Consider the following 20,413-nt stretch of genomic DNA (forward strand, 5'->3'; position numbering starts at 1 on the left):
CTAAAATAAGCCGTTTTTTCACCGACTTACAAGGCGTGCTCCGCAGTCGTCGAGCGCGCCTTTTTCGCTTGATCGGCACTGAATGGATCATATTCGCAATTTCTCGATCATCGCCCACATCGACCATGGCAAGTCGACGCTCGCGGATCGCATCATCCAGGTATGCGGCGGCCTCGCCGACCGTGAAATGGAAGCGCAGGTGCTCGACTCGATGGATATCGAGCGCGAGCGCGGCATCACGATCAAGGCGCAAACTGCCGCGCTGTCCTATCGCGCGCGCGACGGCAAGGTCTACAACCTGAACCTGATCGATACGCCGGGGCACGTCGACTTCTCGTACGAGGTCAGCCGTTCGCTGTCCGCGTGCGAAGGTGCGCTGCTCGTGGTCGACGCGAGCCAGGGCGTCGAGGCGCAGACGGTCGCGAACTGCTATACGGCAATCGAGCTCGGCGTCGAGGTCGTGCCGGTGCTGAACAAGATCGACCTGCCGGCCGCGAACCCCGAGAACGCGATCGAGGAGATCGAGGACGTGATCGGCATCGACGCGACCGACGCGACGCGCTGCAGCGCGAAGACGGGTCTCGGCGTCGAGGACGTGCTCGAAGCACTGATCGCGAAGGTGCCGCCGCCGAAGGGCGATCCGGCCGCGCCGCTGCAGGCGCTGATCATCGACTCCTGGTTCGACAACTACGTCGGCGTCGTGATGCTCGTGCGTATCGTCAACGGCACGCTGCGTCCGAAGGACAAGATCAAGATGATGGCGACCGGCGCGCAGTATCCGGTCGAGCACGTCGGTGTGTTCACGCCGAAGTCGCGCAATCTCGATTCGCTGTCGGCAGGGCAGGTCGGCTTCATCATCGCCGGCATCAAGGAATTGACGGCCGCTAAGGTCGGCGACACCGTCACGCACGCGACCAAGGCGGCCGCCAAGCCGCTGCCGGGCTTCAAGGAAGTGAAGCCGCAGGTGTTCGCGGGGCTGTATCCGGTCGAGGCGAACCAGTACGACGCGCTGCGCGAATCGCTCGAGAAGCTGAAGCTGAACGACGCATCGCTGCAGTACGAGCCGGAAGTGTCGCAGGCGCTCGGGTTCGGTTTCCGCTGCGGCTTCCTCGGGTTGCTGCACATGGAAATCGTGCAGGAGCGGCTCGAGCGCGAGTTCGACATGGACCTCATCACGACCGCACCGACGGTCGTCTACGAGGTCGTGCAGAGCGACGGCTCGAAGATCATGGTCGAGAACCCGGCGAAGATGCCGGATCCGGGCCGCATCGCCGAAGTCCGCGAGCCGATCGTCACCGTGAACCTGTACATGCCGCAGGACTACGTGGGCTCGGTGATCACGCTGTGCGAGCAGAAGCGCGGCTCGCAGATCAACATGCAGTATCACGGCCGCCAGGTGCAGCTCACGTACGAGATCCCGATGGCCGAGATCGTGCTCGACTTCTTCGATCGCCTGAAGTCGGTGTCGCGCGGCTATGCGTCGATGGACTACGAGTTCAAGGAATACCGTTCGTCGGACGTCGTGAAGGTCGACATGCTGATCAACGGCGACAAGGTCGATGCGCTGTCGATCATCGTGCACCGGTCGCAGTCGCAATATCGCGGCCGTGAAGTCGCCGCGAAGATGCGCGAGATCATTCCGCGCCAGATGTACGACGTGGCGATCCAGGCCGCGATCGGCGCGCACATCGTCGCGCGCGAGAACATCAAGGCGCTGCGCAAGAACGTGCTCGCGAAGTGCTACGGCGGCGACATCTCGCGAAAGAAGAAGCTGCTCGAGAAGCAGAAAGAAGGTAAGAAACGCATGAAGCAGGTGGGTTCGGTCGAGATCCCGCAGGAAGCGTTCCTCGCGATCTTGCGCGTCGAAGACAAATAACAGGACTGATCCTTTTATGAATTTTGCGCTGATTCTTTTTGTGCTCGTCATCTTGACGGGCGTAGCGTGGGTGCTGGACAAACTGGTGTTCCTGCCGCGGCGTCGCAAGGCGGCCGACTCGGCGATCGAGGAATTCGATCGTCAGCAGTCGCGCATCGACAAGCGCTTCGCGGATGAAAACGCGGCGCAGACGCGTTCGAAGCTGCGCGACGAGAAGCTGCGCCAGCCGTGGTGGCTCGAGTACACGGCGAGCTTCTTCCCGGTGATCCTGGCGGTGTTCGTCGTGCGTTCGTTCGTCGTCGAGCCGTTCAAGATTCCGTCGGGCTCGATGGTGCCGACGCTGCTCGTCGGCGATTTCATCCTCGTCAACAAGTTCGAATACGGTCTGCGCCTGCCGGTCACGAACACGAAGATCACACAGGGCAGCCCGCTGTCGCGCGGCGACGTCGTCGTGTTCCGCTATCCGAAGGACGAGTCGGTCGACTACATCAAGCGCGTGATCGGCCTGCCGGGCGATACCGTCGCGTACCAGGACAAGCAGCTCACGATCAACGGCCAGCCGGTGCCCGAAACGCCGCTGCCCGATTTCTTCGACGACGAGCGCCAGAATTACGCGAAGCAGTTCGAGGAAACGATCGGCAACAAGAAGAACGCGATCCTCAACAACCCGGCCGTGCCGCCGTTCGTGATGGGCGCATACGACTACCCGTATCGCGACAACTGCACGTACAACAGCCGCGGCGTGATCTGCAAGGTGCCGCCCGGTCACTACTTCATGATGGGCGACAACCGCGACAACAGCGCGGACAGCCGCTACTGGGGTTTCGTGCCGGACCAGAACATCGTCGGCCGCGCGTTCTTCATCTGGATGAACTTCAGCGACCTGAAGCGCATCGGTTCCTTCAACTGATCGCATTCGACTCACTCGCACTACGCGACGCACGGGCCGCGTCGCGTAGTGCCGAACTACTTTAAGAACCGGCGGTAACACCGCTTCGTCACGCCTTTTGCGTCCGGCCGTGCCGTTTCGGCTCGACCGGGCGCCCGCGTTATACTCCTGCACATGCCCTCATCCCAGTTGGAAAGCCGGCTGCGCTACGAATTTCGCAATGCGGAATTGTTGCGCCAGGCTTTGACCCATCGCAGTCACAGTGCCACGCACAACGAACGGCTCGAGTTTCTCGGCGATTCCGTTCTGAATTGCGCGGTGGCCGCCCTTTTGTTCCAGCGTTTCGGCAAGCTGGACGAAGGCGATCTGTCGCGCGTACGCGCCAACCTCGTCAAACAGCAGTCGCTGTACGAAATTGCTCAGGCCCTGAATATTTCGGACGGGTTGCGGCTGGGCGAAGGCGAGCTGCGCAGTGGCGGGTTCCGCCGCCCGTCGATCCTCGCGGACGCGTTCGAAGCCATCATCGGGGCCGTGTTCCTCGATGGCGGCTTCGAAGCCGCCCAAGGGGTCATCAAGCGCCTCTATATCCCGATTCTCGATCACATCGATCCGCGCACGCTCGGCAAGGACGCGAAGACGCTGCTGCAGGAATACCTGCAGGGGCACAAGATCGCGTTGCCGACCTACACGGTGGTCGCGACGCATGGTGCGGCGCACAATCAGCAATTCGAAGTCGAATGCACGGTGCCGAAGCTCGACGTGAAGGTGTCGGGCTCCGGTGCGAGCCGGCGCGCAGCCGAGCAGGCTGCCGCGAAGAAGGCGCTCGATGAAGTGATGGCGGCCGCGCCGATGTTGGCCGCAAAGCCGAAGCGCTCGAAAAACGCACGCGGGTCGAAACACGTCGAACCCGAAATCGTGCCGGGCGTGAAGGGCGTGCAGGAAGCGCTCGACCTGCGCTCGCCGGAGCGGAAGGAACGCGCGGCGGCGCGCGAGGCGAGGGCGGCCGGTGCGGCGCCCGCGGCCACCGCTGCGACCGGTGCCGAGCCGGCCGCGGCGCCGATGGCCGCGATTCGCGCGGCGCATGTCGACGCGGCGGCGGAAAAGGGCGAACGGGCGGCGAAGCCGGCGGCGGACAAGGCTGTCGACAAGCCGGCCGAGCGAGCCGACAAGGCCGCGGAGAAGCCCGTGGAAGCCGTGCCCGCTGCACGCGCAGCCGACAAGCCGGCTGGCCAGGCCGCCGATCCGGCATCGTCGTCCGCCGACAAGTCTTCCGCCGGTACCGACTCCGCTTCGCGTGCGGCTGCGCGCACACGCGACGCCGCGGCACCGGATTCCGAGACGCCGCCGGGCGGCGCGAGCCTCGCCGCCGCTCAGGCGCGCGTGGCCGATGCCGACCACTGAATTGCCCATCGATCGTGCCGCGCGCCGCGCGGCCGTTTCCGAACCTGTCTCCCAAACGATATGAACACTCCCGCTCCTACCGGTTTCCGTTGCGGCATGATCGCGATCGTGGGCCGCCCGAACGTCGGCAAGTCGACGTTGATGAACGCACTCGTCGGCCAGAAGATCAGCATCACGTCGCGCAAGGCGCAGACGACCCGCCACCGCATCACCGGCATCAATACGTTCGACGACGCGCAATTCGTGTTCGTCGACACGCCGGGCTTCCAGACACGCCACAGCACCGCGCTGAACCGTTCGCTGAATCGCGCGGTCACGTCGACGCTCACGTCGGTCGACGTGATCCTGTTCGTGATCGAGGCCGGCCGCTTCGGGCCGGACGACCAGAAGGTGCTCGACCTGATCCCGCCCGGCATGCCGACGCTGCTGATCGCGAACAAGATCGACCGCGTGAACGACAAGGCCACGCTGTTCCCGTTCATGCAGAAGGTGAGCGAGCTGCGCGAATTCACCGAGCTCGTGCCGTTGTCGGCTCAGAAGCCGGAAGACATCAAGCGCCTGCTGGACACGATCAAGCCGTACCTGCCGGAAGGCGAGCCGATCTACGGCGAGGACGAGCTGACCGACCGCAGCTCGCGTTTCCTCGCCGCCGAAATCCTGCGCGAGAAGGTGTTCCGCTGGACCGGCGACGAATTGCCGTACACGAGCACCGTGCTGATCGACAAGTTCGAGGAGGAAGGGCGCCTGAAGCGTATCTTCGCGACGATCCTCGTCGAGCGCGATTCGCACAAGGCGATGGTGATCGGCAAGAAGGGCGAGAAGCTCAAGCAGATCAGCACCGAGGCGCGGATGGACATGGAGAAGCTGTTCGACGGCCCCGTTTACCTCGAGACTTTCGTGAAGGTGAAGAGCGGCTGGGCCGACAACGAGGCGGGGCTGCGCGCCTATGGGTACGAATGACGCGCTGACGTCGACCGAAGACGCGGTGACGGCCGGCGCGAACGACGCGCCGCTGCCGGCACCGCCTGAACCGCCGCGCAAGGCGCGGCGCGCGACGTCACGCACGTCCGATTTCCGTGTCGCCGAGCAGCCGGCGTACGTGCTGCACAGTTATCCCTATCGGGAAACGAGCCTGATCATCGACGTGCTGACGCGCGATCATGGCCGGCTCGCGCTCGTCGCGAAGGGCGCGAAACGCCCGCACTCCGCGTTGCGCGGCGTACTGCAGACCTTTCAGCCGCTGCTGCTGTCCTGGTCGGGCAAATCCGAGGTGCGCACGCTGACGGGTGCCGAATGGGTAGGCGGGATGCTGCCGCTCGGCGGAGACGGGCTCTTGTGCGGTTTCTACGCGAACGAACTGCTCGTGAAGTTCTGTGCCCGCGAAGATCCGCAGCCGCCGCTCTTCAATCATTACGTGCTGACCCTCACGCGCCTCGCGCACGGCGAACCCGCGGTGCAGGTGCTGCGCTCGTTCGAGCGCGTGCTGCTGCGCGAGACCGGCTACGCAATGGCGCTGAACCGGACGGTCGCGCGCCGCGCGGTCGAGCCTGACCGTCGCTACGTGTTCGATCCCGAGCGTGGCGTGCGCAATGCGGACGACGAAGTCCCGTCGCACTGGCCGGTCATTTCCGGACAGACGTTGCTCGACATGGAGCAGGACGATTACCATCGAGCCCAGACGGTTGCGCAAAGCAAGACGCTGATGCGCTTCCTGCTGAACACCTATCTCGGCGGTACGCCGCTTGCCACGCGTCAGATCCTGATCGACCTGCAAAACCTATGAGCTTTTTCCTGACAACGCCCACCGCCATCGACCTCGGCGTCAACATCGACCACGTCGCGACGCTACGCAATGTGCGCGGCACGACCTATCCCGATCCGATCCGCGCGGCGCTCGCCGCCGAAGAAGCCGGTGCGGATGCGATCACGCTGCACCTGCGCGAGGATCGCCGCCACATCGTCGATGCGGACGTGCGCAAGCTGCGCCCGTTGCTGAAGACGCGCATGAACCTCGAATGCGCGGTGACTGCCGAGATGCTCGATATCGCATGCGAAGTGCGTCCGCACGACGCGTGCCTCGTGCCCGAGAAGCGCGAGGAACTGACGACCGAAGGCGGTCTCGATGTCGCCGGCCACTTCGAAGCCGTGCGTGCGGCATGCAAGCAGCTTGCCGACGTGGGTGTGCGCGTGTCGCTGTTCATCGACCCGGACGAGACGCAGATCCGTGCCGCGCACGAAGCGGGCGCGCCGGTGATCGAGCTGCATACGGGCCGTTACGCCGAAGCGCACGACGAAGCCGAGCAGCAGCGCGAATACGAGCGCATCGTCGCGGGCGTTCAGGCCGGTGCGCAGCTCGGCCTGAAGGTCAACGCCGGTCACGGCCTGCACTACACGAACGTGCAGCAGATCGCCGCGATCGACGGCATCGTCGAACTGAACATCGGCCACGCGATCGTCGCACACGCGATTTTCGCGGGCTGGGACAACGCGGTGCGCGAAATGAAGGCGATCATGGTCGCCGCACGCGTTGCCGCGCTGCATGGCGGCGCGCGCTGAAGATGAATTGCCGCTGCGCGTCGCGCGTCATGCCTGACCCGGCCCGGCCGGGTCGTACCGGCGCGTACTGACATGGCGATCTACGGCATCGGTACCGACATCGCCCAGGTGAGCCGCATCGCGGCCGTGCTCGAACGCACGGGTGGCCGGTTTGCCGAGAAGGTGCTGGGCCCCGACGAGTTGCGCGTGTTCCATGCGCGCCGTGCCCGCTCCGAGGCGCGCGGCATCGCGTTCCTCGCGACGCGCTTTTCCGCGAAGGAAGCGTTCTCGAAGGCGATCGGGCTCGGCATGCACTGGCCGATGACGTGGCGTGCGCTGCAGACCCTCAACCATCCGAGCGGCGAGCCGTACGTGGTCGCATCGGGCGAGCTGGCCGACTGGCTTGCCGCCCGTGGCATCACGGCACGCGTGACGGTCAGCGACGAACGCGACTACGCGGTGTCGTTCGTGGTCGCCGAGACGGACGCGGCGCCTGCACCTGTTTCCCGAACCTCCTCCTGACGGAATTCCCGATTCGTTGACGTCCTCATCCACCTAAAGGCAGTTGATTCCCACACCTGGCGATGCACGTCCGCATCGGAGAATGTTCAGCGCAGCGTTGGTATCCCGATCATGCTCGACACCACAGTCACTGCAGGCCCACTCTCTTATTCTCAGTCCCGCGATACCTTTCGGCCGCGTCGAGCTGTCTTTCGATCCGCACGCCGAACAGGACTGGGTCGAACCGCTTTCGTCGACTTCCTCGAACGTGACTCCGTGCGCGATCGCTTTGTAGCGGAGCTTGTTTCGGAAGGACGACCAGGATACGTCGTAAACGCTCCTCGCCATCCTGGTTCTGGCGAGTTTGGCGGCAGACACGTTGCCGACCACGATGTAATCGAAACGCCGCACCAGATCGAGCGCGAGCTTGTATTGGAAATCGGTGCGGGCGTTCGCGACCTTCGCGTGCAGCTTCGCGATATGCCGCTTGTGTTTGCGCGCCCGTTGCGCTTTCGCGAGCTTTTCGGCCGCACATCGACCGAACCGATCGTTCGGCAGCTTCTCACCGGTCGAAAGTGTGGCGAAGTCTTTCAGGCCGAGATCAATGCCGACACCGGAACGAATCGGTCGGGCGTGAACATCGGGCATTTCGATCACGATATTCAGAAACCAATTGCCACGCGCATCCTGCGCAAAGTTGGTCCCGTCCTTGATCTTGCCTTCGGGAAGCACCCGGCTATTGAACACGCGAAACGTGTTGCCGGCGAAACGGAACGCGTCACCCTCGCGCTTCAGGTCACGGCCCTTCAGCGGCACCCAACCGAGCGATTTCCTGCTGCGATAGCGCAGCCAAGGGCGCCGGTGCTGGCTGCGAGACTTCGCGTATTGTTCGCACGTTGCGTTGACGGTGCCCGAGTGGATGCCGAGTTCCTTGCTGCTACCGGTCGTCAACACGTTCAGGTCGAAACCCGTCGGCCACTTCTTGCGCCACTTGAGCGCGTGCTTTTGCGTGTCGTTGCAGAAGTTCCAGACGTAGTTCACCGCACGGCTCTGCTTGTTAAGCAGTCCGTTGAGCGATTTCACCCGGTAGCGGTAGACGAGAATCATACCGGTGATCCTAATCTGTGGAAGAAGCTGCCTGTCAACGGCACTCCTTTCCTTCCCGCTATGAGTTGCGGGGTTTCTCCGAGCAAATCTTTATGAAAACGACTCCCGGCCCGGTCATGCTCGACGTCGTCGGCACGGCCCTGTCGCGCGACGATGCGCGGCGCCTCGCGCATCCGAATACCGGCGGCGTGATCCTGTTCGCGCGGCACTTCCAGAACCGCGCGCAACTGACCGCGCTGACCGACGCGATCCGCGCGGTGCGCGAAGACATCCTGATCGCCGTCGATCACGAGGGCGGGCGCGTGCAGCGTTTCCGCACCGACGGCTTCACGGTGCTGCCCGCGATGCGCCGCCTCGGTGAGCTGTGGGACCGCGACGTGCTGCTCGCGACGAAGGTCGCCACGGCCGTCGGCTACATCCTGGCCGCTGAATTGCGCGCATGCGGGATCGACATGAGCTTCACGCCCGTGCTCGACCTCGACTACGGGCACTCGAAAGTGATCGGCGATCGCGCATTCCATCGCGATCCGCGCGTCGTCACGCTGCTCGCGAAGAGCCTGAATCACGGGCTGTCGCTCGCCGGGATGGCGAATTGCGGCAAGCATTTCCCGGGGCACGGCTTCGCGGAGGCCGACTCGCACGTCGCGTTGCCGACCGACGACCGTCCGCTCGACGCGATCCTCAAGCAGGACGTCGCACCGTACGACTGGCTCGGCCTGTCGCTGTCCGCGGTGATTCCCGCGCACGTGATCTACACGCAGGTCGACAAGCGGCCGGCCGGTTTCTCGCGGGTGTGGCTGCAGGACATCCTGCGCGGCCGGCTCGGCTTCACTGGCGCGATCTTCAGCGACGACCTGTCGATGGAGGCCGCGCGCGAAGGCGGCACGCTCACGCAGGCGGCCGACGCCGCGCTCGCGGCCGGTTGCGACATGGTGCTCGTCTGCAACCAGCCGGACGCGGCCGAGGTCGTGCTGAACGGGCTGAAAGCACGGGCAACGGACGAGTCGGTGCGACGCATCAAGCGGATGCGTGCGCGCGGCAAGGCGTTCAAGTGGGACAAGCTGATCGTGCAGCCCGAGTATCTGCAGGCGCAGGCGCTGTTGAGCAGCGCATTGGCCTGAGCGGGGAGGGGATGGCGCGGTCTGCGCCGTTCCGGTCACCGAAACAAAAAGCCGCGCAATCGCGCGGCTTTTTTATGCATTGCTACCAGTGCGAACCGGGCAGCTTCAGGCGTCAAGCAGGTTGACGACGTTCGCTTTAGCGCAACTAACGGTCAAACCCTGCCCGCGCCTTCGAGCATCGCTGCCCGCTCAGTTCACCTTCATCCGCTGCAGCTTGTTGTACAACGTCTTCGGGCTGATGCCGAGCAGCGTTGCGGCGCGGTGGCGCGTGCCGCCGACGGCATCGAGCGTCGCGCGGATCAGCAGATCCTCGACGTCGGACAGCGGCGTGCCGACCTTGATCTGCACGCTGCTGCCGTTCAGTGCGGCGCCGGCCGAGAAGCTCGGCTCGCCCGCGCGCAGTGTCTCGATGAAATCGCCCGATGCGTCGTACGCGAAGCGCACGCGCTCCTGCAACTCGCGCACGTTGCCCGGCCATTCGTAGGACAGGCATTCGCGCACGAAGCCCGGTGCCGCGCGCTTGTCGGTCGTGCTGCGGCCGGTTGCGCGCGCGTCGCGGTTCAGTTCGTCGATCAGTGCGTCCGCGATCGCGAGCGCGTCGCCGTCGCGCTCGCGCAGCGGCGGCATCGTGATCGACGCCGCGTCGAGGCGCAGCCACAGATCCTCGCGCAGCGTGCCGTTCGCGACTGCTTCGCGCGCCGGGCGGCGCGTGGTCGCGATCAGCCGGAAATCGCTCGTGATCGAACTCGTGCCGCCGATCCGCATGAAGTTCTGCGAATCGAGCGCATGCAGCAGGGCTTCCTGCAGCACGAGCGGCAGTGCGGTGATCTCGTCGAGAAACAGCGTGCCGCCGCCGGCCTGTTCGAACAGGCCTGATTCGCGGCGCTCGGCGCCGTCGAACGCGCCGCGCTCATGGCCGAACAGCACGCTGTCGAGCGACGCACCATGCCGGCCGGCCTGCGCGATCGTCCGGCAGTCGAACGACACGAACGGCCCCTTGCGGCGCCGGCTCAGGTCGTGCAGCGTGCGCGCGGCCAGCTTCTTGCCGGTACCGGCTTCGCCCGAGAACAGCACGGCCGTTTCGGTGCGCGCGTTGTGCTCGATCATGTCGTACACGTGCTGCATCGCGTCGCTGCGGCCGACCAGCGCGCCGAAGCGGCCGAGATGGCGCAGCGAGGCGCGCAACGACTGCACTTCGTCGATCAGTTCGTACGGACGCGGGATCCGCGCGAGCAGGCTGCGCAGGCGCGGGATGTTGATCGGCTTCAGCAGGTAGTCCCAGATGCCGTGACGCAGGCCCTCGATGGCGCTCTCGACCGTCGCATTGCCGGTCAGCACGATGACGGGCAACGAGCCGTTCGGCTGTTGCTGCGGCAGGTGCTGGAGCAGGTCGAACCCGCTGCCGTCCGGCAGGTTGAGGTCGACGAGAACGACGTCGGGAATCGAGCGGCCGAGCGCCGTGCGTGCTTCGGCGAGCGACGTGGCCGTGTCGACCGAGAAGCCGTCTGCGGCGAGCAGTGCGGTGAGGCCGGACAGACTGTTGGGATCGTCTTCGACAATCAGGGCGTGTGGCATGGTGGACGCGAGTCGAGTCAAGAGAGGCGGGCTGTCGGCCGTCGGGGCCGCAGCCGCATGTCAGATTAAAAACTGATTTTATGCCCCGCTGAACGCGTCACGAGCATTATTTCTCCGGCGCTATAAAACAGTTACCGATGATACAAATTGAATATCTTTACCGGTGGCTTTTGTGCTTTACATCAGCATGACTCTCGCCCGGTTGTTGGCGCCGGACAAACAAAAAGCGCCCCGAAGGGCGCTTTGTTCGATGCGGGTACCGCTGGCGATTACGCGCGGCTGCGGTATTCGTTCGTACGCGTATCGATTTCGATCTTGTCGCCGGTGTTGCAGAACAGCGGCACTTGCAGTTCGAAGCCCGTTGCGAGCTTGGCGTTCTTCAGCACCTTGCCCGACGACGTGTCGCCCTTGACTGCCGGCTCCGTGTAGGTGATCTCGCGAACGAGGACCGTCGGCAGTTCGACCGAGATCGCCTTCTCGTTGTAGAACACGACTTCGCAAGCCATGCCGTCTTCGAGGTAGTTCAGCGCTTCGCCCATCATTTCCGCTTCGACTTCGAACTGGTTGTAGTCGGCGTCCATGAACACGTACATCGGATCGGCGAAGTACGAGTACGTCACTTCCTTGCGGTCGAGCACGACGACGTCGAACTTGTCGTCAGCCTTGTAGACCGCTTCCTGGCCTGCGTTCGTCAGCAGGTTCTTCATCTTCATCTTGACGACGGCGGAGTTGCGGCCCGACTTGTTGTATTCAGCCTTGGCGATGACCCATGCGTCGCTGCCAATCTGCACGACGTTGCCTACGCGGAGTTCCTGTGCGGTTTTCATAAAAAACTGTCCTGATCAAATCAAATAAATAGGTGCCTGAGCGTTGCGCAACGGCTGACGGCGCAAGCGGTGCGTTCCGGTGGACGCCAAAAGCGAGCGCTTGCCTGGTCAGCCGTCGGATAACCGCTTATTTTAACTGAGATTTTGCGTATTCCGCCAGCTTTCCGGCGAGATCGCCGACGGCCGCGAGCGCATCGGCCCAGCGGGCCGCGTTGGCGTCCAGTGCGGCGCGGTGCTGCCAGAAATCGGCCCAGTCGGGTGTGCCGACGCCGTTCCATGCGTGCCAGAACCGCTCGAGCGCCGCGCGCGGCGCATCGGCGAGGCCGGCTGACAGGTGTGCGAGCGCGGCGTCGAGCTTTGGCAGGTGCACGTCGTCGGCCTGCGGGTAGATGTGCCACACGAACGGTTTGCGGGCCCACTGCGCCCGGACGAACGAATCCTCGCCGCGCACGAAATTGACGTCGGCCACCCACAGCAACGGATCGTAGTCGGCCTGGGGGACGAACGCGAGCCCATGCGCCGTCAGGTTGCCGCTGCGCGCATGCATGCCCGCGCCGAACGACTCGACCCCGAAAAAACGCGCGACCGCAGGCGACACGCGGCCGGCCGGTACGAGTGCGACGACCGGCGTCGGGCCGTCGCGCCACTGCGCGAGCAGCGCGTCGACGGCCGGATTCTCGTACGCGAACAGGCTGACGACGGTCGTGCCCGGGGCAGGCGCCGGGCCGCCGGTCGCGCGCCGCCACCAGGCGTCGCGTGCCGCCGCGTCGGTTTCGAAGGCCGCGCGGCGTGCATCGAGATCGTGCTCCTTCAGGACGCCGCCGGTGCCGGCCGACAGGCCCGGGAAGAAAAACGTCTTCAGCAGCGGGTAGCGCGGATGCGGCGATGGCCGCAGATGGAAATCGGCGACCCAGTCCTCGGCGCTCAGGTATTCGAGATTGATCCACACGGGGCGCCGTTCGCGGCGCGCCATCGCCGCGAGATACGCGCCGGGCAACTCGCACGCGAACGCTTCGATCACGACATCGGCAATCTCCAGCGCGTCGCCGACTTCCGCATGCCAGTGCTCGATCACGATCGCATCGACCGTCTGCCGCCCCGCGTCGGGATCGACCCCGGGCAGCAGGCGCGCGAACGTGCGCAGGTCGTCGACGAACAGGCGAACCTGCCAGCCGTGCTCGTGCGCGAGCTGGCGCGCGACGCGCCAGCAGACGCCGATGTCGCCGAAATTGTCGACCACCGTACAGAAGAGGTCGCAGGCGATCGGTTCGCCCGGCGCGAGCGGCGTAGCAGGCAGGGGGGCAGCGGGGGTGCGGGACATCGAAGCGGGCCGGTGAATGCTCTAAACTGGCGATTCTAATAGACCCGTTCCGCGTTACAAGGCGCCCGGATCACGCATGACATCCCCTGAAGCTTCCGATACCCCGTTCGAACCGAAGAAGATCCTTGCGCAGTTGCCGCACATGCCGGGCGTCTATCGCTATTACGACACGGCGGGCGCCGTGCTCTATGTCGGCAAGGCACGCGACCTGAAGAAGCGCGTATCGAGCTATTTCACGAAGACGCAGCTGTCGCCGCGCATCGCGATGATGGTCACGCGCATCGCGCGCATCGAGACGACCGTCACGCGCTCGGAGGCCGAGGCGCTGCTGCTCGAGAACAACCTGATCAAGGCGCTCGCGCCGCGCTACAACATCCTGTTTCGCGACGACAAGTCGTATCCGTACCTGAAGCTCACCGCGCACCGCTTTCCGCGCATGGCCTACTACCGCGGCTCGGTCGACAAGCAGAACCAGTATTTCGGACCGTTCCCGAGCGCCTGGGCCGTGCGCGAGAGCATCCAGATCCTGCAGCGCGTGTTCCAGCTGCGCACCTGCGAGGATTCGGTCTTCAACAATCGCACGCGGCCGTGCCTGCTGCACCAGATCGGGCGCTGCACGGCGCCGTGCGTCGGCGCGATCTCCGACGAGGACTACGCCATCGACGTCTCGAACGCCGCGCGCTTCCTGCTCGGCCGGCAGTCCGAAGTGATGAAGGAGCTCGAGCAGAAGATGCACGCATTCGCGGCCGAGCTGAAATTCGAGCAGGCGGCGGCCGTGCGCAACCAGATGAGCTCGCTCGCGACGGTGCTTCACCAGCAGGCGATCGAGGTCGGCAGCGACAGCGACGTCGACATCCTGGCCGTCGTCGCACAGGGCGGGCGCGTGTGCGTGAATCTCGCGATGGTGCGTGGCGGCCGGCATCTCGGCGACAAGGCGTACTTCCCGACGCACGTCGAAAGCGCGCTGACGCTCGCCGAGGGCGGGATCGGCGACGAGTCCGAGCTGGCGGAGGCGGTCGATGCGTCCGCCGACGCATTGCCCGACCTGCCGGAAGAGCCCGGCCGCACGCGCGGTGACGCGGCGGCGTCGGTCGAGGCCGAAGTGCTCGATGCGTTCATCGCGCAGCACTATCTCGGCAACCGCGTGCCGCCCGTGCTGGTCGTGAGCCACGCGCCCGCGAGCCGCGACCTGCTCGAGCTGCTGTCCGAGCAGGCCGGCCACAAGGTGTCGCTGGTGCGGCAGCCGCAGGGGCAGCGGCGTGCGTGGCTGTCGATGGCCGAGCAGAATGCGCAGATTGCGCTCATGCGGCTGCTGTCCGAGCAGGGCTCGCAGCAGGCGCGCACGCGTGCGCTCGCGGAGACGCTCAGCTATGAATGCGACGATCTCGCGACGCTGCGGATCGAATGCTTCGACATCAGCCATACGATGGGCGAGGCAACACAGGCGTCGTGCGTGGTCTACCACCATCACAAGATGCAGTCGGGTGAATACCGCCGCTACAACATCACCGGGATCACGCCGGGCGACGATTACGCGGCGATGCGGCAGGTGCTCACGCGCCGCTACGAGAAGATGGTCGAGCAGGCCGCGCAGGCGGCGGCCGCCGACGATGCGGCCGGCATCGACGGCGAGTCGACGCGCCAGGCCGAAGCGTCGAGCCTGTTGCCGAACATCGTGCTGATCGACGGCGGCAAGGGGCAGGTCGAAATCGCGCGCCAGGTGTTCACCGAGCTCGGTCTCGACACGTCGATGCTGGTCGGCGTCGCGAAAGGCGAAGGGCGCAAGGTCGGCCTCGAGACGCTCGTGTTCGCGGACGGCCGCACACCCCTCGAACTCGGCAAGGAAAGCGCCGCGCTGATGCTCGTCGCGCAGATCCGCGACGAGGCGCACCGCTTCGCGATCACCGGCATGCGTGCCAAGCGGGCGAAGGCGCGCCAGACATCGCGGCTCGAGGAGCTCGAGGGCGTCGGCGCGAAGCGCCGGCAGCGGCTGCTCGCGCGGTTCGGCGGGTTGCGCGGCGTGGTTGCCGCGAGCGTCGAGGAACTCGCGAGCGTCGAGGGCATCTCGCACGCGCTCGCCGAGCAGATCTACAAGCAGCTTCACTGACGCGGCCGTGCGGCCGGCTGCCTTGCCAGCGTTCTTGTGGCAGGCCGGTCGACACGGCACAATTGCGAATCCTTTACTGTCCCGCATGCCATGCCGTTCAATTTCCCGATTTTCCTGACGTGGGTACGGATCGTGCTGATTCCGCTCGTCGTCGGCGTGTTCTACCTGCCGGACACGGTGATGGGCGGCGCACACCGCAACCTCGCGGCGGCGGCGATCTTCATTCTTGCGGCGCTGACCGACTGGTTCGACGGGTATCTGGCCCGCAAGTGGAACCAGACGTCGTCTTTCGGCGCATTTCTCGATCCGGTGGCGGACAAGCTGATGGTGACGGCCGCGCTGCTGATCCTCGTGCAGATTTCGCGGGTCGATGCGGCAATCGCACTCGTGATCGTCGGCCGCGAGATCGCGATTTCGGCGCTGCGCGAGTGGATGGCGCAGATCGGCGCGTCGAAGAGCGTCGCGGTGAACCAGCTCGGCAAGTTCAAGACTGCATGCCAAATGGTCGCAATTCCGATGCTGCTGTTCTACGGGCCACTGCCGCTCGGTATCGCGACGATCGACACGCGTGTGTGGGGCGAATGGCTGATGTATCTTGCCGCGGTGCTGACGATCTGGTCGATGCTGTACTACATGAAGCTCGCATGGCCGCAGATTCGAGAGCGCGGCGGCGCGTGATGGGGCCGGTCGAGCAGGTTTTTGTAAAAAGGGCTGGAAAAGCTCTTGACACACGAATGTGCCTTCGACATAATCTCGCTTCTCCGCTGCACGACGAAGTAAGTGTGTGACGGGGAAGCAGTAGCGCAGCAATACGCGGGAGTAGCTCAGTTGGTAGAGCGCAACCTTGCCAAGGTTGAGGTCGCGAGTTCGAGACTCGTCTCCCGCTCCAGATTTTTTCTGGCAGCGTGTTGTACGGCAAAGCGCTGCAGATGCAGGACACATGCGGGAGTAGCTCAGTTGGTAGAGCGCAACCTTGCCAAGGTTGAGGTCGCGAGTTCGAGACTCGTCTCCCGCTCCAGATTTTTCTGGCAGCGTGTTGGTCGGCGAAGCGCTGCAGATGCAGGACAATGCGGGAGTAGCTCAGTTGGTAGAGCGCAACCTTGCCAAGGTTGAGGTCGCGAGTTCGAGACTCGTCTCCCGCTCCAAATTTTGATCTACAGACTTCTACTGGGGTCTGTAGGTCATTGAAAAAAGGAGCTTCGGCTCCTTTTTTCATTCCAGCGAGTGCCACGGAAATCCACCCACAGCTACCGTTTTTGAGTGACCAAATAAGGCACAAGAATACGGGTGGGTCGGCTACCGGATAGTTGCTGGGGCTGAGCGGGAACCATGACGAGCATAGGGCCTAAGTCATTACTTAGGAGTCTCGAAATGGCGCTCTCTGATCTGACCGTCCGGCAGGCGAAGACCACCGGAAAACGCTACACCCTCTCCGACAACGACTGCCTGGGCCTGATGGTCTCAGCCGCAGGCGGCAAGTCATGGCAATTCCGCTACTACTGGCTGGGCAAGCAAAAGCGCCTGTGCCTAGGCGGCTATCCTGCCCTCAGCCTGCGTGAAGCCCGGACCGAGCGAGACAAGGCCCAGGCCCTGCTTGCCAGGGGGATCGATCCCCAGGTCGAGCGCGACCAGAAACGGCACGCGGCCAAGCTGGCAGGCGAATACACCTTCAAGACCGTCTTCGATGCTTGGGTCGAGCATCGCCGTAAGGAACTCAAGGAAGGCCGTCAGAGCACGCTTTCCCAGATCCTACGCATCTTTAACAAAGACGTGCTGCCCACTCTGGGGAAGATGTCGATCTATGACATTCGCCGCCCTCAGCTTCTGGGCGTCCTGGCGGCGATCGAGAAGCGCAAGGCGTTCACTACTGCGGAAAAGGTCCGCACCTGGTTCAACCAGATGTTCCGTTATGCCCTGGTCATCGCCGAGGGGCTGGAGGTCAACCCGGCCGCAGACCTGGACGTGGTAGCCGAACCCAAGCCCCCGGTAGCCCACAATCCCTACTTGCACCTGCCCGAGATGCCCGAGTTCCTCCAGAAGCTCCGGCTCTACAACCCCCGTGGCTGGCAGACCCAGCTTGGCGTCCGGCTGCTGTTCCTGACCGGGGTGCGCACCGGCGAACTGCGGTTGGCCGAACCCGAACAGTTCGACCTCGACCGCGGCTTGTGGATCATCCCACCGCAGATCGTCAAGCAGCTCCAGGATGAAATGCGCAAGGCAGGGAAGCGGCCGCAGGATGTGCCCCCCTATATCGTGCCGCTATCCCTGCAGGCCATCGAGATCGTGCGCTATCTTCTGGGGGTGATGCGGCCGGCGCAGAGGTACCTGCTGTCACACCGCAGCGAACTCAAGAAGCGCATCAGCGAGAACACTCTCAACAAGGCCGTGCAGCTCATGGGCTATGAGGGGCGCCTGACCGGCCACGGCATCCGCGGCACCATCTCGACGGCGCTCAACGAGATTGGCTACCCGAAGATTTGGGTGGACGCGCAGCTTTCCCATTCCGACCCCAACAAGGTGAGTTCGTCCTACAACCACGCCAAGTACGTTGAGCCGCGCCGTCGGATGATGCAGGACTGGGCCGATCGGCTCGACCTGCTCGAACAGGGCGAAGTGGAAGCCGCGAGCGCGCACCTGACCATCCGTATCGACGGAGTGCCGGCGATGGCGGAAGCGGAGGAAGCGGTGGAGACGGCCCCCACGGTGGCCGAGCCCACTCTCACCAGCGTCTCGCCCGTTGTAGCAACACCCATTGTCGTGACCTCGAATGGCGGCGGGATCACGTTCCAGCGGCTGTCTCAGGTGCCGCCGCCTCCGACGCATGCCCCAGAGCCGGAAGTGTCCGCGATCCAGCGCGAGCGCGAGGAAATGCTGACCATCTACGAGTCTCCAAGCAGCTTGCCGGTCCCGCTGTTCGGCAAGCTGGCCGGAAAGTCCAAGGACCAGATCAACCGCGAACTGAAAGCGGGCAAGTTGCTGTCCATCAGTTTGGGCAATCGGGGGCAGCGTGTTCCCGATTGGCAACTGGTGCCGCTCAAGCACAAGCTGGCCCAGGTGCTCATGAACCAGTGCCCGCACGCGGATTCGTGGGATCTGTACCGCATGCTGACCCAGCCGCACCCTGACCTGGGGGATCGCGCGGCCATTGATGCGGTCACGCCGACCAACGTGCCGGCAATCATCCGGGTCATCATGGGCGACTACCAGCACCATGCGGATATGCCCGAGGCCATTGCCCCGTACCCCATCCCCGAGGATGTGCGGCAAAGCGTTCGTCGGCTGGTGGATAGCGCAGTAGTTCTAGACGGAGCATAGGGCTCTCAAACCTTGCAGGGGCCTTGTGGCCCCTGCATTACGCTTGCACCGCCTCCACGAGTTCGCTCAGCGTGCGCGGTGCGGGAGCGAAGAACACGGCGCCGGTGTGCGCCGTCGAGAAATCGAGCAGGCGGTCGTGCATGCCTGGCGGATCGCCGAGGAACATGCGCTCCAGCATCTTCTGCGTCACCCACAGATGCCTGGAGTAGCCGATGAAGTAGGTGCCATATTCGCCCTGGCCGGGGCGGCCGAAGGGCATGTTGTCGCGCAGGATGTCGTGCTCGGTGCCGTCGTCGTCCACGATCGTGGCGAGGGTCTTGTGCGATTTCTGGCCGCTCGTCGCGTCGGGCAATTCGACATTGCTGACGATCTCCCGGCCGATGATCCGCTCTTGCTCGTCCTTGGCGAGCCGAGCCCACGGCTGCATTTGGTGCAGATACTTCTGCACCACCAAGTAGCTGCCGCCGGCGAACGCCTGATCTTCACTGCCGACCAGCGTCGAGGCGCCGATGTCGTGCCCGGTCGGGTTGGCCGTGCCATCGACAAAGCCAAGCAGGTCGCGGGAGTCGAAGTAGCGAAAACCGACCACCTCGTCGGCCACCGTCACGCTGCTGCCCAGTTGGTCCAGCAGCAGGCGCTCGAATTCAAAACAGAGGTCCTCACGTTCGGCACGGATGTGAAAGAACAGGTCGCCGGGCGTGGCAGGCGCGGTGTGCTTAGCACCCTCGATGGGCAGGAAGGGCCGTAGTTCCTTCGGGCGCTTCCCGGTCTGGAAACGGTCCCATAGCGCCGATCCCAGTGCAGTGATACACGACAGCCGGCCGTTGAGATCGCGGAAGCCCACCGTTTTGATCAGGTCGTCCAGCCCGTCCAAGACGCCGGCGACCACCTGAAGGGCCTCGTGGCCCTCGGCGACCGTCAACGTGAGAAACACCGCCGCGCGCGACAGCGGCGCATCGATGCTTTGCGAGTCAATTGGTACTCGGTCCCAACCACTTCCAACCATTCGTGCCTCCAAAGACCATGTTCATTCATCATATTGCCAGAGATGAAAGTGCTATCACTGGCGCGCTAACAGGCGCGTGCCGCTGTAACTACCCGCACGCAGCCTCGGCGAGAGCGGGCTATGGGTTGTTCGAGCAAGCCGCGCTGTCCCTGGCAACCAGCATTGCCCTGTGCTCGAACCGCTCAGAAACAACATTGGCTCGTCCGTGGGGCCGCTGCAGGTATGTCACGATCTCGTAGGGGCCGTCTGAAAGCGGTCGCATAGTGATCCCCCACGCATGGGCACGCTCAATGCGCGATTGCGCGGAGAGCCCCACTCCGTAGCCAGCGGTCACCCAAAGCGCCATCATCTCGAACGAAGTCACATGCTGAATGCTCTGCTGGCTCAACGGAAGAAAGGACAGTCGCTGATCCAGCAGTAGGCAAGTCTCCGCCGGCCAGCGAAACACCGGATAGTCCAGAAGCTCGGCAAGCGTGATCTTCGCCTGGGCAACTAAGGGGGACCCCAGCGGCACTGCAACAGCCACGTTCTCCACCCAGAGCGGTTGGCTTTTCACGGCCGGAGCACCAGCGTTCCGAAGCGACATTCCAGCGTCGTAGCGGCCTTCCTCAAGGCCCGTCAACAGATCATCGGCTGAGGTCTCAAAGAACGTGATGGTGACTTCTGGTTCCTCCGCGCGCTGTAGGGCAAGAAGCGTTGTGAGGCAAGAGGATGGCACTCCGGGCGCGATAGCAAGCCTGAAATGGGAAAACTGGCTGGTGGCGTCATGCATGAGGGCCCCCAATAAGCGATCTGTCCAGAAAGGCAAACCAGCGTTGCAGGAAAGAGTGAA

The 20,413-nt window shown here is 64.2% G+C and carries 17 protein-coding genes and 3 tRNA genes; 14 read left to right on the plus strand and 6 right to left on the minus strand.

The window, feature by feature from the left end; genetic code table 11:
* The first annotated feature begins 82 nt into the window (after positions 1-82).
* The 7 genes from lepA to acpS all read left to right on the plus strand — a co-directional run bounded on the left by lepA (position 83) and on the right by acpS (position 7,223).
* A complete protein-coding gene (gene lepA / locus FFS49_RS10255) occupies positions 83-1,876 on the plus strand; it encodes a translation elongation factor 4 (RefSeq protein WP_105816303.1) in 1,794 nt (597 codons plus the stop codon).
* 16 nt (positions 1,877-1,892) lie between these two features.
* A complete protein-coding gene (lepB, locus tag FFS49_RS10260) occupies positions 1,893-2,786 on the plus strand; it encodes a signal peptidase I (RefSeq protein WP_039348369.1) in 894 nt (297 codons plus the stop codon).
* 153 nt (positions 2,787-2,939) lie between these two features.
* Positions 2,940-4,166 (plus strand): ribonuclease III, encoded by a 1,227-nt coding sequence (rnc, locus tag FFS49_RS10265; protein ID WP_105816302.1) that lies wholly within the window; start codon positions 2,940-2,942, stop codon positions 4,164-4,166.
* A gap of 60 nt (positions 4,167-4,226) precedes the next feature.
* Positions 4,227-5,126 (plus strand): GTPase Era, encoded by a 900-nt coding sequence (era, locus tag FFS49_RS10270; protein ID WP_006476493.1) that lies wholly within the window; start codon positions 4,227-4,229, stop codon positions 5,124-5,126.
* Positions 5,113-5,949, plus strand: coding sequence for a DNA repair protein RecO (gene recO / locus FFS49_RS10275; protein ID WP_011351416.1), 837 nt, complete (start codon positions 5,113-5,115; stop codon positions 5,947-5,949). Before era ends, recO begins: the two co-directional genes overlap by 14 nt.
* Entirely contained in the window at positions 5,946-6,722 is a 777-nt protein-coding gene (pdxJ, locus tag FFS49_RS10280; protein ID WP_046545252.1) for a pyridoxine 5'-phosphate synthase, read from the plus strand. The genes recO and pdxJ overlap by 4 nt, the downstream gene beginning before the upstream one ends.
* A 72-nt stretch (positions 6,723-6,794) precedes the next feature.
* Positions 6,795-7,223: a holo-ACP synthase gene (gene acpS / locus FFS49_RS10285; RefSeq protein ID WP_011351418.1), complete on the plus strand. Its 429-nt coding sequence runs from the start codon at positions 6,795-6,797 to the stop codon at positions 7,221-7,223.
* Positions 7,224-7,256: 33 nt separating this feature from the next.
* On the opposite strand, the gene FFS49_RS10290 is transcribed toward acpS, so the two are convergent.
* Positions 7,257-8,309 carry an RNA-guided endonuclease TnpB family protein gene (locus FFS49_RS10290; protein WP_105816301.1) on the minus strand — a complete coding sequence of 351 codons (1,053 nt, stop codon included), beginning with the start codon at positions 8,307-8,309 and terminating at the stop codon, positions 7,257-7,259.
* Positions 8,310-8,401: 92 nt separating this feature from the next.
* Between FFS49_RS10290 and nagZ the strand changes: the two genes are divergently transcribed.
* Positions 8,402-9,430, plus strand: a complete 1,029-nt coding sequence (nagZ, locus tag FFS49_RS10295; RefSeq protein ID WP_105816300.1) for a beta-N-acetylhexosaminidase — start codon at positions 8,402-8,404, stop codon at positions 9,428-9,430.
* A 189-nt stretch (positions 9,431-9,619) separates the two neighbouring features.
* Here nagZ and FFS49_RS10300 read toward each other — a convergent pair whose 3' ends face one another.
* The 3 genes from FFS49_RS10300 to earP all read right to left on the minus strand — a co-directional run bounded on the left by FFS49_RS10300 (position 9,620) and on the right by earP (position 13,153).
* Positions 9,620-11,005, minus strand: coding sequence for a sigma-54 dependent transcriptional regulator (locus tag FFS49_RS10300; RefSeq protein WP_039348354.1), 1,386 nt, complete (start codon positions 11,003-11,005; stop codon positions 9,620-9,622).
* Between the two features lie 269 nt (positions 11,006-11,274).
* On the minus strand, positions 11,275-11,832 hold the full coding sequence (gene efp, locus FFS49_RS10305) for an elongation factor P (RefSeq protein WP_011351421.1): 558 nt from the start codon (positions 11,830-11,832) through the stop codon (positions 11,275-11,277).
* Positions 11,833-11,959: 127 nt separating this feature from the next.
* The gene (gene earP / locus FFS49_RS10310) at positions 11,960-13,153 is read right to left on the minus strand and encodes an elongation factor P maturation arginine rhamnosyltransferase EarP (protein WP_039348351.1); all 1,194 of its coding nucleotides are present in this window, start codon (positions 13,151-13,153) and stop codon (positions 11,960-11,962) included.
* A gap of 76 nt (positions 13,154-13,229) precedes the next feature.
* Here earP and uvrC point away from each other — a divergent pair, with 76 nt between their 5' ends.
* From uvrC to FFS49_RS10340, 6 genes are all read left to right on the plus strand, one after another.
* Complete coding sequence (gene uvrC / locus FFS49_RS10315; protein ID WP_105816299.1) at positions 13,230-15,260, plus strand: excinuclease ABC subunit UvrC; 2,031 nt, start codon at positions 13,230-13,232, stop codon at positions 15,258-15,260.
* A 90-nt stretch (positions 15,261-15,350) separates the two neighbouring features.
* On the plus strand, positions 15,351-15,938 hold the full coding sequence (gene pgsA / locus FFS49_RS10320; RefSeq protein WP_046545257.1) for a CDP-diacylglycerol--glycerol-3-phosphate 3-phosphatidyltransferase: 588 nt from the start codon (positions 15,351-15,353) through the stop codon (positions 15,936-15,938).
* Positions 15,939-16,073: 135 nt separating this feature from the next.
* Positions 16,074-16,149 (plus strand) — tRNA-Gly (locus FFS49_RS10325).
* A 53-nt stretch (positions 16,150-16,202) separates the two neighbouring features.
* Positions 16,203-16,278, plus strand: a tRNA-Gly gene (locus tag FFS49_RS10330).
* Positions 16,279-16,329: 51 nt separating this feature from the next.
* Positions 16,330-16,405 (plus strand) — tRNA-Gly (locus FFS49_RS10335).
* Positions 16,406-16,631: 226 nt separating this feature from the next.
* Positions 16,632-18,575 carry an integrase arm-type DNA-binding domain-containing protein gene (locus tag FFS49_RS10340; protein ID WP_023093402.1) on the plus strand — a complete coding sequence of 648 codons (1,944 nt, stop codon included), beginning with the start codon at positions 16,632-16,634 and terminating at the stop codon, positions 18,573-18,575.
* Positions 18,576-18,612: 37 nt separating this feature from the next.
* On the opposite strand, the gene FFS49_RS10345 is transcribed toward FFS49_RS10340, so the two are convergent.
* Both FFS49_RS10345 and FFS49_RS10350 read right to left on the minus strand, forming a co-directional pair.
* Entirely contained in the window at positions 18,613-19,581 is a 969-nt protein-coding gene (locus FFS49_RS10345) for a Dyp-type peroxidase (protein ID WP_023093403.1), read from the minus strand.
* Between the two features lie 118 nt (positions 19,582-19,699).
* On the minus strand, positions 19,700-20,353 hold the full coding sequence (locus tag FFS49_RS10350; RefSeq protein WP_031684095.1) for a substrate-binding domain-containing protein: 654 nt from the start codon (positions 20,351-20,353) through the stop codon (positions 19,700-19,702).
* Positions 20,354-20,413 lie beyond the last annotated feature (60 nt).

The sequence above is a fragment of the Burkholderia sp. 4NA327C6 genome (genome assembly GCF_005502655.1).
Taxonomy (GTDB): domain Bacteria; phylum Pseudomonadota; class Gammaproteobacteria; order Burkholderiales; family Burkholderiaceae; genus Burkholderia; species Burkholderia contaminans.